Annotated in this window: 15 protein-coding genes; 2 read left to right on the top strand and 13 right to left on the bottom strand. The window is 38.7% G+C overall.

What is annotated here, in order from left to right; translation table 11 throughout:
* Positions 1-109: 109 nt before the first annotated feature.
* The 13 genes from lpxA to rpsB all read right to left on the bottom strand — a co-directional run bounded on the left by lpxA (position 110) and on the right by rpsB (position 13054).
* A complete protein-coding gene (gene lpxA, locus DS885_RS03115; protein WP_113817946.1) occupies positions 110-898 on the bottom strand; it encodes an acyl-ACP--UDP-N-acetylglucosamine O-acyltransferase in 789 nt (262 codons plus the stop codon).
* Positions 898-1350 carry a 3-hydroxyacyl-ACP dehydratase FabZ gene (gene fabZ, locus DS885_RS03120; protein WP_113817947.1) on the bottom strand — a complete coding sequence of 151 codons (453 nt, stop codon included), beginning with the start codon at positions 1348-1350 and terminating at the stop codon, positions 898-900. Before fabZ ends, lpxA begins: the two co-directional genes overlap by 1 nt.
* Before the next feature lie 10 nt (positions 1351-1360).
* On the bottom strand, positions 1361-2383 hold the full coding sequence (gene lpxD, locus DS885_RS03125; RefSeq protein WP_113817948.1) for a UDP-3-O-(3-hydroxymyristoyl)glucosamine N-acyltransferase: 1023 nt from the start codon (positions 2381-2383) through the stop codon (positions 1361-1363).
* Between the two features lie 7 nt (positions 2384-2390).
* Positions 2391-2900, bottom strand: a complete 510-nt coding sequence (locus tag DS885_RS03130; protein WP_113817949.1) for an OmpH family outer membrane protein — start codon at positions 2898-2900, stop codon at positions 2391-2393.
* A gap of 91 nt (positions 2901-2991) precedes the next feature.
* On the bottom strand, positions 2992-5415 hold the full coding sequence (bamA, locus tag DS885_RS03135) for an outer membrane protein assembly factor BamA (protein WP_113817950.1): 2424 nt from the start codon (positions 5413-5415) through the stop codon (positions 2992-2994).
* Positions 5416-5533: 118 nt separating this feature from the next.
* On the bottom strand, positions 5534-6907 hold the full coding sequence (rseP, locus tag DS885_RS03140; RefSeq protein WP_113817951.1) for a sigma E protease regulator RseP: 1374 nt from the start codon (positions 6905-6907) through the stop codon (positions 5534-5536).
* A complete protein-coding gene (gene ispC / locus DS885_RS03145; protein WP_113817997.1) occupies positions 6901-8097 on the bottom strand; it encodes a 1-deoxy-D-xylulose-5-phosphate reductoisomerase in 1197 nt (398 codons plus the stop codon). The genes rseP and ispC overlap by 7 nt, the downstream gene beginning before the upstream one ends.
* Positions 8098-8099: 2 nt before the next feature.
* Positions 8100-8951, bottom strand: a complete 852-nt coding sequence (locus tag DS885_RS03150) for a phosphatidate cytidylyltransferase (RefSeq protein WP_113817952.1) — start codon at positions 8949-8951, stop codon at positions 8100-8102.
* Between the two features lie 50 nt (positions 8952-9001).
* Positions 9002-9745: a polyprenyl diphosphate synthase gene (gene uppS / locus DS885_RS03155; protein WP_113817953.1), complete on the bottom strand. Its 744-nt coding sequence runs from the start codon at positions 9743-9745 to the stop codon at positions 9002-9004.
* Positions 9746-9811: 66 nt separating this feature from the next.
* A complete protein-coding gene (frr, locus tag DS885_RS03160) occupies positions 9812-10369 on the bottom strand; it encodes a ribosome recycling factor (protein ID WP_113817954.1) in 558 nt (185 codons plus the stop codon).
* Between the two features lie 49 nt (positions 10370-10418).
* Positions 10419-11159 (bottom strand): UMP kinase, encoded by a 741-nt coding sequence (gene pyrH / locus DS885_RS03165; RefSeq protein WP_113817955.1) that lies wholly within the window; start codon positions 11157-11159, stop codon positions 10419-10421.
* A gap of 194 nt (positions 11160-11353) precedes the next feature.
* On the bottom strand, positions 11354-12223 hold the full coding sequence (gene tsf / locus DS885_RS03170; protein ID WP_113817956.1) for a translation elongation factor Ts: 870 nt from the start codon (positions 12221-12223) through the stop codon (positions 11354-11356).
* Between the two features lie 99 nt (positions 12224-12322).
* On the bottom strand, positions 12323-13054 hold the full coding sequence (rpsB, locus tag DS885_RS03175) for a 30S ribosomal protein S2 (protein ID WP_113817957.1): 732 nt from the start codon (positions 13052-13054) through the stop codon (positions 12323-12325).
* A gap of 399 nt (positions 13055-13453) precedes the next feature.
* Between rpsB and map the strand changes: the two genes are divergently transcribed.
* Both map and glnD read left to right on the top strand, forming a co-directional pair.
* Positions 13454-14242 carry a type I methionyl aminopeptidase gene (gene map, locus DS885_RS03180; protein ID WP_113817958.1) on the top strand — a complete coding sequence of 263 codons (789 nt, stop codon included), beginning with the start codon at positions 13454-13456 and terminating at the stop codon, positions 14240-14242.
* Positions 14243-14300: 58 nt separating this feature from the next.
* The gene (gene glnD / locus DS885_RS03185; protein ID WP_113817959.1) at positions 14301-16910 is read left to right on the top strand and encodes a [protein-PII] uridylyltransferase; all 2610 of its coding nucleotides are present in this window, start codon (positions 14301-14303) and stop codon (positions 16908-16910) included.
* The last annotated feature ends 16 nt before the right edge of the window (positions 16911-16926 follow it).

Genomic DNA, 16926 nt, shown 5'->3' on the forward strand with positions numbered 1-16926 from the left:
TACAGCTTACATTAAATAATGTGCTCTCATTGATAGCGCATCTATTTATAGCAGGTAAAAAAAAAGGCTCAAAAAGAGCCTATTTTTTAAATATTTTAAACAAATCGGCTTAGCGAACAATACCGCGATTCTCATCAGAAATAAAATCTAACAAGGTTTTTAACTCAGGGCAATCTTCAACATTAGCTGCAATCTCAGCTTTCGCTTCCGCTAAAGTTTTACCTTGGCGACATATTATTTTATAAGCTCGTTTAATTTGCATAATGGTTGCACTACTAAAACCATGACGCTTTAAACCTACAGAGTTAATACTCTGCGCCTCAGCATAATTTCCTGACGCAATAAAGTAAGGCGGAATATCTTTATTAACAGCCGAACAACCACCAATCATAGCGTATTCACCTACTCGGGAGAACTGATGTAATGCTGATAAACCACCAATAATCACGTTATTAGCTATTTTACAATGACCCGCTAAAGTTGCATTATTTGACATAATAATATTATCTGCCAGAACACAATCATGCCCAACATGCACATAAGCCATTAATAAATTATTGTTGCCAATTTTAGTGGTACTTTCATCTTGTGTTGTACCGCGATGAATCGTACAACTTTCACGAAATACATTATTATCGCCAATATCTAAATAGGTCACTTCGCCTTTATATTTAAGATCTTGGCAGTCTTCACCGATTGAGGCAAACTGGTAAACTTTATTGCCCTTACCCATTTTAGTGAAGCCTTTAATAACAACATGTGGACCAATCCAGCAATCATCACCAATTTCAACATTATCGCCGATGATGCTATAAGGGCCGACCTCTACATTTTTCCCAATAACCGCATTTTCATGGATTATTGCAGTTGGATGAATACTTGCTGTTAAATCAATCATTAGATCTCTCTTCTTGCACACATGATTTCGGCTTGACAAACCACTTGCCCATCTACTTTAGCTTTACACTCAAATTTACCCATGCCACGTTTTTCACCAATACATGTCACGTCTAGATCAAGTCTATCACCAGGAACAACTGGCTTACGGAATTTAACTTTATCAATTGAAGCAAAGAAGTATAGTTCATTTTCAGCAGGTTTTCCGTGTTTAGTAAATGCTAATACACCTGTTGCTTGTGCTAATGCTTCTAAAATTAGCACACCAGGGAAAACCGGCGTACCTGGAAAGTGCCCTGTAAATTGTGGCTCATTAAAAGAAACATTTTTGTAACCTTGTAAGGTTTCACCAGGTACATGATCAACAACACGATCAAGTAATAAAAATGGGTAACGATGCGGTAGAAGATCCATGATCTCCTTGATATCCAGACTATTTAATTCGTTTGACACGATAACTTCCTTAGTTTTTTTCTTCTATTTGTTTTTCAAGTTGTTTTACACGCTTGAACAACTCTTCAATTTTTAATGTGTACGCCGTTGTTTTACGCCATACTTTACTCTCTTGTGCAGGTACGCCAGAAGAATAAACCCCCGGTGATTTAATACTACGCATTACCATAGAGTCACCAGTAATGACTACATTATCTGTGATAGTAATATGACCGTTCATTGCCACACTACCACCAATAATACAATTTTTACCTACCACGGTACTACCAGCAATGTTCGTACCGCCAGCTATAGCTGTATGGTCACCGATTTGAATGTTATGGGCAATTTGACATTGATTATCAATTTTAACACCTTTACCAATCACAGTATCAGACAGTGCACCTCGGTCAATTGTGGTACTTGCACCAATTTCTACATCATCGCCGATAATAACAGAACCAATCTGTGGGATTTTCACCCAAGTACCTTGATAAGGCGCATTACCAAATCCATCGGAGCCTATAATGCTATTAGCGTGAATAATCACGTTATTAGCAATTTCACAGGTGTGGTAAATAGTAACATTAGGGTAGATTTTACAACCTTCCCCTACTGTCGCACCTTCACCAATCACAGTATTAGCAAATATCTGCGTATTATCACCAATCTTAGCATGTTTACCAATCACAACATTTTCAGCAATCGCTACATTTTTGCCTATTGTCGCGGTTTCATCGATCACAGCGGAATCTGCAATAGCTGCACTTAGATTCGGTGTCGTATCAAATATTCGCGCTAATAAAGCATAACCCACATAAGGGTTATCCATAAATAATGCATTGCCTGGGTAAGAGTCTTTTAGTGCGTTAGGCAATACAATAGCACTCGCACTACATTCAGATAATCGTGTCAGTAATTTTTTATCTGAAACAAAGGTAATATCACCTTTTTTTGCACCGTCAAAAGTTGCTAAGCGTTCAATGATTAAATCACCATCACCGCCTAATTGTGCTGAAAGCTGGGTTGCTAAACTTGCTAATGAATGCGCCATAATAAACCTACTTAGTGCTAATTTCTTGAATAACTTGATCTGAGATATCTAAGCCAGGTTTAGAAAATACAATTTGCTCACCATTTAAGATAATGTCGTATTGACCTTCTTTCGCAATACTACTGATCACATCACGTACTACCGCTAATGTTTTTTGTTGCTCTTCACTTTGACGACGACGCTGATCTTCTTCAAAGGCTTTACGACTTAATTTGTACTCAGATACTTTAACTTCTAGCTCACGTTGTAATTTAGTCACTTCGCTCTTACCTAACAACTCACCATCTTTCTGAATTTTAGTTTGTAAGCTTTTGATATCTTTTTCTAGAGACTGTAATTTCTCATAACGGCCTTTAAACTCTGATTCTAGTTTTTTAATTATTTGCGCTCGTTGTGGAGATTCTTGCATTACTTTTGATGGAAATACTACACCAATTTTTTGTGCTTCTGCTGCGTTTGCTGCTGAAATGGCACCCATTGCAGTTGCTAATGTAATAACTTTTAAAAAGGTCTTCATGTTGTAACTCCGTCTTAATAAAATTAGTTTTAAAATAAAAAAATAAGTGCGCTAATGCGCACTTTCATTGGCTTAATCAATCAAAAAACAACTAGAAAACATCACCAATATTAAATGAGAAGATTTCAGTTGTATCACCAGCATAATCTTTCAATGGTACAGCTAACGTAAAGACTAATGGCCCTAACGGCGATACCCATGTTAATTGAGTCCCCATTGAAACACGCGTTCGTCCCGGTTTAGAGTAGTCGCCTGCGTAATCACAATTACGAGAACAACTGTAAGAAGAATATGTATCGTAATCAAACTCCGTATCCCATACTTCACCGGCATCAACGAACACACTACTACGTAATTGTCTTGAGTAAGCTTCATCTAAGAACGGTGTTGGGAAGATAAGTTCCGCACTTAATGTATATTTTGCGTTACCACCTACGGCACTACTCGTATAAGTATTAGTGGTATTACCACTATTATTCACACCAGTATAGAAAGCACGCGGGCCAACTGAATTACTAGAGAAACCACGTATCGTACGGTAACCGCCCACATAGTAGTTTTCAAAGAAAGGTAAAATTTGGTCACTGCCTTCGAAAGTTCCGTAACCATTACCGTAACCTAGGCTACCACGTAACAATGTCGTCCATGATCCATCTAACGTCAAACGTTGATAATTACGAATATCAAAATTGAGTTTAAAATATTGTAAATCTGAACCAGGAATTGTCATTTCTCCTTTCAGAGTATGTGACATACCTTGTGTAGCTAGTTGACCTCTATCCAAGTTATTACGAGTCCAGGTAGCACTAGCATCAAAGTTTTTAAAGTTTGCACTGCCATCCGACTTTTGGAATGAACCATAAATATCCCAGAAATCACTTAATTGCTCATAACCATTTAATTGTGAAATACCGTTATTTTCCCAACCGATACTAAAGCCTAGACGGTTAATTTCATTAACAGGGAAACCAGCACTCAATTTAAGTCCATAAGTGGTATTGGTATAATCCACGATGTTGGCATCACCCGCTTCAAATTTATTGTAATAAATTTGAGCACCGCCACTCACACCATCTTTTGTTAAGTAAGGTGTGCTGTAACTCAGGTCTGCACTTAAACTATAATCATTGACTTTAGTTTGTAATGAGATTTTATCACCACTACCAAGGAAGTTACTTTCAGAGATACCACCGCTTAAACTAACACCTGAATCGGTACCAAAACCAATACCAGCATTAAAGCTACCAGAAGATTGCTCTTCCACTTTGACATTGATATCGACTAAGTCATCACTAACACGTTCAGTATCTATATCCACTTTCGAGAAATAACCTAATCGATTTAAACGCGCGCGTGAAAGCTCGATATTTTCGCTAGATAACCAGCCACCTTCCATTTGACGCATTTCTCGACGTAGTACCACATCTTTAGTTGCAGTATTACCTGAAATATTAATATATCTTACATAACCACGTTGACCAGGGTCGACAGAAAAATTAACCACAACGGTATTAGTTTCATCATCAATCTCAGGGTAAGTGTTAATTTGAGGGAAGGCATACCCTAAACGGCCAAAGTATTTACTGATGCTTTGCTCTACAGCAGCTACTTCTGACGCGGCATACACATCACCTTTCTTAAACGAGACTAAGCTCTTAATATCGTCATCATGGCCTAATAAATCACCAATAAAGGTAACATCAGAGACGTTATAAACATCACCTTCTTGTACGTTAACAGTAACGTAAACGCCTTTTTTATTGGGTCTCAAAGCGACTTGTGTTTCATCAATTTTAAAACGGATATAACCACGGTCTAGGTAGTAACTTTTAATCACTTCTAGGTCACCCGACAGTTTTTGCTTCTGATAGTTATCATCGGCAAACAGATCCCACCAACCAGCAGATTCACTTAGGGTTAAACGTTTTAATAGTTGTTCATCAGAGTAAACGCTATTACCTACAATATTGATTTGTTCAATTTTAGCGGTTAAGCCTTCACGGAAAACAAATTGCAGCGAGACACGGTTTCTTGGTAAAGGTGTCACAATAGTTTCTACTTGTGCACTGTATTTACCTACACTGTGATAAAAATCTTCTAAGCTTTTTTCAATACTGGTTAATACCGTTCTATCTAAAGTATCACCCACTTGAATTGATGAAGACTTTAATGAATCTAAGATTTGCTCTTCACTTAACTTATCATTACCTGTTAATTCAATGGCACTGATCGTTGGACGCTCTTTCACTTTAAAAACAAGAACAGAATCATCTCTAAATAATTGAATCGATTCAAAGTAACTGGTGCTATATAACTTTTTAATCGCTTGAGACAAATCATAATCGTCAACTTGGTCACCTTCACGGATCGGTAAGCTCAATAATGCCGCACCTAAAGTGACACGTTGTAAGCCTTCAAATTGTAAATCGGAAATAGTGAACTCTTCAGCAGCAACAAAGTTAGAAAAGCACCCTGTGACAGTCAAGGCCATGGCCAACAAATATTTCTTAAACATTCTCTACGAAATCCTTTACTGCACTGGAGTGCAAAACAGTTTAAACATATAGATTAATAGCGCAGTGTATCATCATCATTTAATGATAATTACTCTCACTGATGATTTATTTGTACTTTTATAATAAATTAAGGTCATTCAATACGGCGATTGACATAAAAGTAACCAATACCGCCGCACCGATTTTAAAACCAATCTCTTGAACTCGTTCAGAGACTTCTTTGCCTGTTACGGCCTCGATGAAGTAATACACTAGGTGTCCTCCATCTAATACAGGTAATGGGATCAAGTTCATAATACCCAAGTTAACACTGATCAGCGCGATAAACCCTAAAAAGTAAACAAATCCGTAATCAGCACTCATACCAGCGCCTTTAGCGATACCAATTGGCCCACTTAAGTTTTTAACCGATAAATCACCAGTGACTAGCTTAACTAAGGTACTAAAAGTCAGCTCCGATAGTTGCCAAGTTTTATCAATACCTTTCAACGCCGCATCCACAACACCATATTGTAAATTAACACGAAACTGTTCCGGGTATGGATCAACTTGTGGTGCTAAGCCAATAAAGCCTTGGATCGATCCATCACTTAGCTCACGTGCATCGGGCGTTAATGTTAGAGTTTCAATTTGTGCTTGTCTTTCAACCTTTAACTGTAATGTATTATTGGCATTAGCTTGAATCAATTTAACAAAGCTGCTCCAATCATTAAGTGGCTGCTGATTAATGGAAATTAATTTATCTCCCACTAATAAACCACTGCGTTGCGCAGCACTATCATCGCTGATGTTATCCGCCACTAAATGTACCTGTGGAGAGTAAGGAATAAAACCTAGGCTACTAACCACTGATTGTTGCTTAGGATCAAAAGTCCAATGTTGTAATGAGACTGTATAAGTTTGGCTTGGTTCATTAACTATTTGTGAGTTCGAGCGCAAAATAGGGGCAATGGTCAAATCAACACTTTGTTCGCCAATTTGCCCAACTAAGGCTAAATTCAATGCTTCCCAATCTTGCACCGCTTCACCGTTCACCGCTTCCACTTCAAACCATTGCTGTTGGATAACACTAACAGGAGAGCCTTGCTGTACTCCATTCATGATTGGTTTAGCACTATTAACGCCAATACTGTACATAATGAAGAAAGCAACAATAGCTAATAGGAAGTTCGCCAGAGGACCAGCAGCAACAATCGCAATGCGTTGCCACACGGTTTTATTATTAAAAGCAAAGTCAGCCAACTCTTCAGGAACGTCTTCAACACGCCCATCTAACATTTTAACGTAACCGCCTAGAGGGATAGCAGCCACTGCAAACTCGGTTCCGTGCTTATCTACTTTTTTGAATAATACTTTACCAAAGCCCAGTGAAAAACGATGTACCTTTACGCCGCAACGACGAGCAACCCAAAAATGCCCATATTCATGAATCGCCACCAAAATACTTAAAGCGATAATGAATGAGGCAGTATTCCAGAGAAAGTCTAACAAGTGATACCTCGATTAATAACGTCATCAGCTGACTGTCTGGCTATTTTATCGATCAACAGTAACTCGTCAATTGTTGATATTGTTTGTGGGGTTAACTGATTTAAGACACTTTCAACGACCACAGCTATCGCAGGAAAAGAGATACGCTCGTCTAAGAAAGCTTGTACTGCCACTTCATTAGCGGCATTTAGCGTAGTGGTAGCATGTTGTCCTTCATAACAAGCATCTATTGCCAACTTTAAACAAGGGTAACGATTAAAGTCAGGGGCAACAAAACTAAAATCATTGCTACTAAAGAAATCAAAATTATCCACACCACTTTTAATACGTTTTTCACCGCCCATAACATGCGCAATAGGAACACGCATATCAGGGTTACCCATTTGCGAAATCACACTACCGTCTTGGTATTGCACCATAGAGTGGATCACTGACTGAGGATGAATAATCACTTGTAGTTGTTCTTTATTAGCATTGAACAACCATTTCGCTTCTATGTACTCTAAGCCTTTATTCATCATAGTCGCTGAATCAATGGATATTTTCGGTCCCATTGACCAATTTGGATGTTGCACAGCGATTGCAGGAGTGATCTCAGAGAATTCAGATAAGGCCTTATTAAGGAATGGACCACCTGAGCCAGTTAGTAATATTTTAGACACACCTGCTTCTTGTAAATCACAGTGACCAATTGTTGCTTGTAATGCTGGTGACATAGACTGGAAAATCGCATTATGTTCACTATCAACGGGCCAAAGCTTGGCACCTGATGCTTTAACCGCTTCAATGAAGAGTGCCCCAGACATCACTAAAGATTCTTTATTGGCTAAAAAAATCTCTTTACCAGCATATACTGCTTCTAATGTGGTTTTTAAGCCAACGGCTCCCACAATTGCAGCCATCACCGAATCAATTTGTTCGCTGCCTAATAATGCCAGCACATCTTGTTCATTAAGCACTTCACAAGGTAAGTTATGCGCTTGTAACTGCTGCTTTAGTTGTTCCGACGCCTGTTGATTTGCTAACCCCACATAACGCGGTTTAAACTCAACACACAGCGCCAACATTTTTTGTACATTGCTAGCAGCATAAAGAAACTGTACTTTATATAAATTGGGGTTATGGCGACAAACACTTAATGTACTATCACCAATAGATCCAGTTGCGCCTAAAACAGCTAATTTTTTGATCATTACGCTAACCAGTAAATATAGATAAGTGCAAACACAGGAATAGCCGCTGTTAAGCTATCAATACGGTCTAAAATACCACCATGACCAGGCAACAAATTACCACTGTCTTTTAAGCCCGCTTCACGTTTGAAAATACTTTCTGTTAAGTCACCTAGGGCAGACACTAAAGTAGTGACAATAGAAGCAATGAAAAAGACCAATAACTTGCTTTCTGCTATTGCAAAATATTGACTAGCAAAATAAGCCACAATCACTGCACAGAATAAACCACCTAATAAGCCTTCAATCGTCTTACCCGGGCTAACGTTAGGCGCTAACTTGTGTTTACCAAACTGTCGTCCAGCAAAATAAGCACCAGAATCTGCCGCCCACACCAACAGGAACACATACATCACTAATTGTGAACCAAAGTAGAAGTCAGCATTCATATTAACTGAACGTAATACCACTAACCCCCAGAAGAAAGGTAATAAGGTTAATAAGCCAAATCCCCCTTTAATCATCGGACTTTCTTTCCAGCTTGATGCAGAGCCTGGGTAACCAATCACCATTAGTAATGCGAGGCACCACCAAACAGCTGCAACGACTAAACCAGAAGAGATAAATGAATTTAAGGTTTGCCCTAACCAGATATGTTCAACAGGCATTAAAAACAGCGTAACTCCGAGGATCAAAGCAAAAAGATATAACAGTTTAGAAGAAGGGGTTTTACTGACAAATCCCGCCCACTCTTTAGTCGCTAATAAAAACACCACGGATGCGAATAAAATAAAAAATTGAAGCGGTAAAAAGAAAATAGCAGCAATCGCTAATGGCGCTAAAATAAGCGCAGTTAAAATTCGTTGTTTCACAGAAAAGTCCCGTTATTATCTGTAGACCAAAAATACCTAGTTGGCATCAATTAGCAGTTTACTTGCGCACTAGTTTGTCCAAAACGTCGCTCTTTACCTGAGAATACATCGAGTGCTAACTGAAACGCTTCCGCATCAAAATCTGGCCATAATGTATCAGTAAAATAAAGCTCAGCGTATGCCAGTTGCCATAATAAAAAGTTACTAATACGGTAATCACCGCCAGTACGAATCATTAGGTCTACGCTAGGTAGGTCACCTAAACTTAGGGTTTTACATAATACGTTTTCATCGATCTGATCGACGCTTAACTCACCACTTTCTACTTGGCTAGCAATCTGCTTAGTGGCATTCGTAATATCCCAACGTCCACCATAATTAGCCGCAACATTTAACGCTAAGCCAGTATTATCTTTAGTTAACTCCTGCCCCTCTTTCACTTTCTTTTGCAGTCGCTCACTAAAGCCAGAAATATCACCAATGATGGTCAGTTTAATATTACTCTTATGTAACTTTTTGATTTCACGACCTAAAACCATGAAGAAGAGTTCCATTAACATGCTCACTTCTTGCTCTGGACGTTTCCAATTTTCGCTACTAAAAGCAAAAATAGTTAATGCTTCAAGTTTAGTGTCTCTTGCAAAGGTGATTGTTTTGCGTAACGCAGTGACGCCATGTTTATGGCCAAAAACGCGATGTTTACCTTGTTTTTCAGACCAACGACCATTTCCGTCCATGATAATAGCAACGTGTCTTGGTAGTTTGTTATTAAGCGATTCTGAAGTCACAGTAATCCTTTACAAAAAGTAAAATGCACCTGATACATAGTAGAAGGTGCATATATTTAATAATAGCCAGAATTAAACTTCTAACAATTCAGCTTCTTTCACCGCTAATACTTCATCTACTTTTTTGATGCTTTCGTTAGTCGCTTTTTGAACTAATTCTTCACCTTGACGTTGCTGGTCTTCACTGATCTCTTTCTCTTTCTCAAGATCTTTAAAGTCACCGTTTGCATCACGACGAATATTACGGATAGCAATACGCGTGTTTTCAGCTTCGCCACGTACCACTTTAATTAGGTCTTTACGACGCTCTTCAGTTAAGGGAGGTAACGGGATACGGATAACTGTGCCAGCTGACATAGGGTTTAAACCTAAGTTAGAGCCCATGATCGCTTTTTCTACAGCAGCAATTAATGTTGCATCAAATACCGTAATCGTTAATGTACGAGCATCTTCAGTTGATACGTTACCTACTTGACGTAATGGTGTGTTTGAACCGTAATAAGGCACCATGATACCGTCTAGTAAGCTAGGGTGTGCACGACCAGTACGCACTTTTGCTAATTGGCTTTTAAATGATTCGATACTCTTGTTCATGCGTGTTTGAGCATCATCTTTGATTTCGTTAATCATATCTTTTTCCTAACTTATTGAGTCTATATCAACACTATTTGATTGATAGTTAAATATTTTCTTCTGCGTGAGTAATAGTTGTACCTTCATCACCACCTAAAACAACACGACTTAATGCTCCAGGTTTATTCATGTTAAATACACGAATTGGTAAACTATGGTCACGTGCTAAGGTAAAGGCAGCTAAATCCATCACTTGCAGCTCTTTTTCTAATACTGTTTGGTAATCTAATACACTGTACAGTTTAGCATCAGGGTTTTTAACAGGGTCTGCGTCGTAAACACCATCTACTTTTGTGCCTTTTAATACTGCATCTGCTTCGATTTCGATACCACGTAAACAGGCTGCAGAATCAGTAGTAAAGAATGGGTTACCAGTACCTGCAGAGAAGATAACTACTGTACCTAGTTTTAAATACTTAATCGCTTCAGCCCAGTTATAATCATCACATACACCGTTTAATGGGATAGCTGACATTAAGCGAGAGTTCACGTGTGAACGATGTAATGCATCACGCATTGCTAAACCGTTCATTACCGTTGCTAACATGCCCATGTGATCACCTACAACACGATTCATACCAGCTTGTGCTAAGCCAGCACCACGGAAGATATTACCGCCACCAATAACCAAACCAACTTGAACACCAGATTCAATTAAAGATTTGATCTCTAAGGCCATGCGATCTAGCACTTTTGGGTCAATACCGAACCCTTCTTCACCAACGAGAGCCTCGCCACTTAATTTTAATAAAATACGACGATAAGCAGATTTTGGGTTAGTGCTCATAATTCCATTCCTTAAGTTGAAATAATACCGATTTTTTAAAAAAATTATCAAAAGAGTTTTAAAAAATAGGACTAAAGTAGGTGATTATTCGGAAAATTTCTATTACTTTTTAATATAAAAGAACCGCAGTCATGCCGCGGTTCTTTTTTACAACGGCCTATGTGTTAAACATTACCTATTATTTTTGAAGCAGATTACTTAGCAGCAGCCATTGTTGCAGCAACTTCAGCAGCAAAATCTTCTTCTTTTTTCTCAATACCTTCACCAACTTCTAGGCGAACAAACGAAACAACGTCTGCACTTGCACCTTTAAGAAGTTTAGCAACAGAGATTGATGGGTCTTTAATGAAAGATTGACCAGTTAAACTTACTTCACCAGTAAATTTAGCCATACGACCATTAACCATCTTCTCTGCGATTTCAGCAGGCTTGCCACTTTCAATCGCGATTTGTAATTGAATTTCTTTTTCTTTAGCAACTACGTCTGCAGGTACATCTTCAGGCTTAACAAACTGAGGAGCAGCTGCTGCAACGTGCATTGCGATATCTTTAGCTAGTTCAGCGTCACCGCCAGTTAGCACAGAGATAACACCGATTTTACGGCTGTGTACGTAAGCGCCTAGGTTTTCACCTTCAACGATTTGTAAACGACGTACAGAAATGTTTTCACCGATTTTAGCAACTAAAAGTTCACGTGCTTCGTCAACTGTAATGTCATCGTATGCAAGTGCGTTTAGTGCTTCAACTGAGTCAACTTTGTTTGCAAGTGCAATATCAGCTACTTTTTCAGCGAATGCTAAGAAGCTTTTATCCATTGCAACGAAGTCTGTTTCACAGTTAACTTCAATGATTAATGCTGTAGTACCGTCTGTTTTAGCAAAGATAGCGCCTTCAGCAGCGATACGGCCTGCTTTTTTAGCTGCTTTAATTGCACCTGATTTACGCATATTTTCAATTGCAAGCTCGATGTCGCCATCTGCCTCAACTAATGCTTTTTTACAATCCATCATACCCGCAGCTGTGCGGTCACGAAGTTCTTTAACTTGCTTAGCTGTAATAGCCATCGTTTGAATTCCTATATTATTTCTATAAAAAAGGGGTCATATAGACCCCTGATAACCAACCAAATATTGGTTAATAAGAGCTTCTATTTAAAGAAGAGCTTATTTCTCAGCTGATTCTTCTTCAACAAAACCTTCAGCGACTACTACTTCTGCAGTACGGCCTTCTTTAACAGCTTCAGCAGCTGCACTTAAGTAAAGCTTAACTGCACGGATAGCATCATCATTACCAGGAACGATGTAATCGATGTTATCTGGGCAAGAGTTAGTATCTACAACAGCGATAACTGGAATACCTAGGTTATTCGCTTCTTTAATTGCAATGTGCTCGTGATCTGCATCGATTACGAAGATTGCATCTGGGATACCACCCATGTTTTTGATACCACCAAGTGTTTTTTCAAGCTTTTCTAATTCACGAGTACGCATTAGCGCTTCTTTCTTAGTTAGCTTGTCAAAAGTACCGTCTTGGCTTTGAGTTTCAAGATCTTTCAAACGTTTGATCGATTGACGAACTGTTTTCCAGTTAGTCAACATACCACCTAACCAGCGGTGATCTACGTAAAACTGATCACATGAAATAGCAGCTTCTTTAACAGCTTCTGAAGCTGCACGTTTAGTACCAACAAAAAGGATTTTACCTTTTTTAGCTGCTTTAGCTTCTAAGAAGTTAAGCGCTTGGTTAAACATTGGAACTGTTTTTTCAAGGTTGATGATATGAACTTTGTTACGAGCACCAAAAATGAATGGTTTCATTTTTGGGTTCCAGTAACGAGTTTGGTGACCGAAGTGAACGCCTGCTTGTAGCATATCGCGCATTGATACTGTTGCCATTTGAATTTCCTCTTAAGGGGTTAGGCCTCCACACATCCCATACACTCGACCATTTATTTCTTAAACAGAAAAAGGCACCCCGAGTGACGTGTCGATGCGTGTGTGTTATTTAAATAATAATCTTTAATATTCAATATGTTATAGATATCAAACAGATTATTTGGATTATTTGAGAAAGCGATCAAAAAATTAATCTATCAATCTCGGTGCGCTTTATACCATAGTTACTAAATTAGCTCAATAAATAGTGTATCGAATAACTTTTTTTTAAGTCTATTATTTAATCAGAGTAAGCCCCCTCCTTTAAACCGACTTGTTATTATTTTGTCTAGCACCAGCGCCCAAAATTCTTTATAGTTACGCTATAAATTTTTATTCAAAAAAGTGTAGAGAACTCTCATGGCAGGACTAATCAAAACCCCAGAAGAAATAGAGAAAATGCGCGTTGCTGGTCAACAAGCAGCTGATGTATTAACTATGATTGAACCGCATATCAAAAAAGGTGTTACAACCAATGAGTTGAATCAACTTTGTCACGACTACATAGTCAATGTGCAAGGCGGTATTCCAGCACCTTTAAATTACCACGGTTTTCCTAAATCAATCTGTACTTCATTAAACTACGTTGTATGTCACGGTATTCCAAATGACAAACCACTAAAAGACGGCGATGCGCTGAATATTGATATCACAGTAATCAAAGACGGTTATCACGGCGACACATCAAAAATGTTCATGGTTGGTAAAGGTACTATCCTTGCGGAACGTCTATCTCGTGTAGCACAAGAATGTCTATATATTGGTATCAACATGGTTAAACCAGGCGCTCGCCTAGGTGATATCGGTGCGGCAATTCAAAAACATGCAGAAAACCATAACTACTCAATCGTACGTGAATATTGCGGCCATGGTATTGGTGCAGGTTTCCATGAAGAACCACAAGTATTACATTACGGTAAAAAAGGCACAGGCGAAGTCTTAAAAGCAGGACAATGTTTTACTATTGAACCTATGCTTAATGCCGGTAAAGCAGCCTGTAAAGTATTGCGTGACGAATGGACTGTTGTCACTAAAGATAAAAAATTATCTGCACAATGGGAACATACTTTATTAGTAACAGAAACGGGTGTTGAAATTTTAACAATACGTCCTGAAGAGACAATAGAGCGTATTATTAACCCAGCATAAATGTAAAAATAGCCTGTACACACCCTCTTCTGTGCAGGCTTCAATATCGAGGCTATAGATGGACTTTGAACAGTATTCTCCGCTAAATATTCAACCAAAAGATCTCACGATTCCTTTTCTCAAAAATCACCTCCAAGCATTTTCTGACTGGCAACTTGAGCAGTTTAAAGCTAAACAACACATTAACGATATTGTTGCCATGCGAGCTTTATATGTAGATGAACTGCTAGGTCGGTTATGGGATTTTGTAGGGCTGGATGAAAGTTACGATCTCAGTCTATTAGCAGTAGGTGGGTACGGCCGTGGAGAGTTACATCCAAAGTCTGATATTGATCTATTAATACTATCTGACCATGGGTTTAGTAAAACCTCTGAAGGAAAAATAGGCCAGTTAATTACGCTGCTTTGGGATTTAAAGTTAGATGTGGGTAATAGTGTCCGCACCATCCAAGATTGTATTGAGCAAGGTAAAGCAGATATTACTATTGCCACCAGCATGATTGAGTCTCGTTTATTAAAAGGTAATCAACAAACCTTTGATAAGCTACAAGAAGTGATTGCAGAAGATGATTTTTGGCCATCGGATAAGTTTTTCACTATCAAAAAAGAGGAACAATTTGGCCGTCATAAAAATTGTAGAGGTGATGGTTATACACTAGAACCCGATATTAAAAATGGCTGTGGTGGTTTACGAGATATTCAAACGATTGCTTGGGTATCTAAACGTCATTTTGATGCGCAAAGCTTATTAGAGTTGACTTCATACGGTTATATTACTCAAGCCGAATACCATGAGATTAGTGACTGCCAATCGCAGTTATGGATGATTCGTTTTGCTGTTCATACCGTCACTAATCGCCCTGACAACCGCTTATTATTTGATTTTCAAAGTGATGTAGCCAAGTTATTAGGTTACACAGGGCAACGCAACGAAGCCGTAGAGCAGATGATGAAAATGTTCTACCAAACGATTCGTCGCGTTAAAGAACTGAATGAGATGCTATTACAGTACTTTGATGAAGCTATCTTAGGGAATGTTGCCACAGAGTTTCATGATATCGATGATAACTTTAGAATACGTGGTAATAAAATTGAATTAACCACCTCTGGTTATTTCCAAGAAAATCCTGAAGCTATTATTCAATTGTTTGTCCATATCGCCGATGACAAACGTATCAAAGGGATCTATTCAGCAACCTTAAGAGAACTCCGTGAAGCACGCCGATGCTTAACCCATTGGTTACAAAACATCCCAGAGTGTCGTTCGGTCTTTATGGAGATTATCAGGCATCCTAGAGGCATGGGTTTACCTTTCACTCTAATGTATGAACATGGTGTATTAGCCGCTTATATCCCACAATGGAGTCGTATTGTCGGGCAGATGCAATTTGATCTATTCCATGCTTATACGGTAGATGCACATACACATAAACTGGCTAAATTAATTAATAATTACCCTAATAGTAAAGCAGAGCACCCTTTAGCCCATGAGATATTCAAAGGCTTAGAAAAACCTGAACTACTATTTTTAGCCACTATTTTCCATGATATTGCCAAAGGTCAGCAAGGCGATCACTCGACCCTAGGTGCTGTAGATGCCTTAGCATTTTGTGGCCTGCACGGTTTAACTCGTCACGAAAGTAAAGTTGTGGCTTGGTTAGTAGAGCATCACTTAACCATGTCTGTAACAGCACAACGTCGTGATATTAGTGATCCTAACGTAATCATTGAGTTTGCTAAAACAGTCAGGGACGAGAAACATCTGAATCTACTTTATTGTCTGACAGTGGCAGATATTTGTGCCACCAATGAAGAAACATGGAATAGCTGGAAAGCTTCACTATTGCGTGATTTATACTATAAAACCTTAACAGCGTTACGTCGTGGTTTGGAAAACCCACCTGATGTACGTGACCGTATTCGCGATCGTCAGCAAAAAGCATTAACCGTTTTAGCTAACCAAGGCATTAGTGAAGAGTATGTGCGACCGCTATGGAAACGCTTCAGACTCAACTATTTTTTCCGCTATACCTCAGCGCAAATCTGTTGGCATACAAAGCATCTATTAACACATCAAGATCACGATCGTCCTTTAGTGTTAATCAGCACTGAAAATGCCCGTGGTAGTGAGATATTCGTATACAGTAAAGATATTCGTACCCTGTTTTCTTCAGTGGTAACTGAGATTGATAATAAGAAACTCAGTGTACAAGATGCAAAAATACTATCTAGCCGTGATAATTACTCACTAAGTACCTTTACCGTCTTAGAAGAAGATGGTGAGCATATTGACGTGGATAAAATTCAGCGTGTTAAAGAAGCGATCATTGATACTTTATTAAAACCGCACATAGTGAACTCCAACATTATTCGATTAGAGCGAGTAAAAAGACCTTTTAAGTTTGAACCACAAATTACCTTTTTACCAACCCGCCGTAAACGCACTCAAATTGAAGTAGTTGCCTTTGATGCACCAGGTATTTTAGCCAATATAGGCACAGTATTTGTCGACCATGGTTTAATGCTAGATACCGCAAAAATCACCACCATAGGTGAAAGAGCAGAGGATCTATTCATTGTTTCTACAGTTGAAGGTGATGCATTAACCAAGGAACAAGAGGACGCGTTAAAAGCTAGCCTAATGTATGAGTTAAGCCCAAGTACATAATGCTGCGTGAGTAGTA

The sequence above is a fragment of the Psychromonas sp. B3M02 genome, from assembly GCF_003318165.1.
Lineage (GTDB): Bacteria > Pseudomonadota > Gammaproteobacteria > Enterobacterales > Psychromonadaceae > Psychromonas.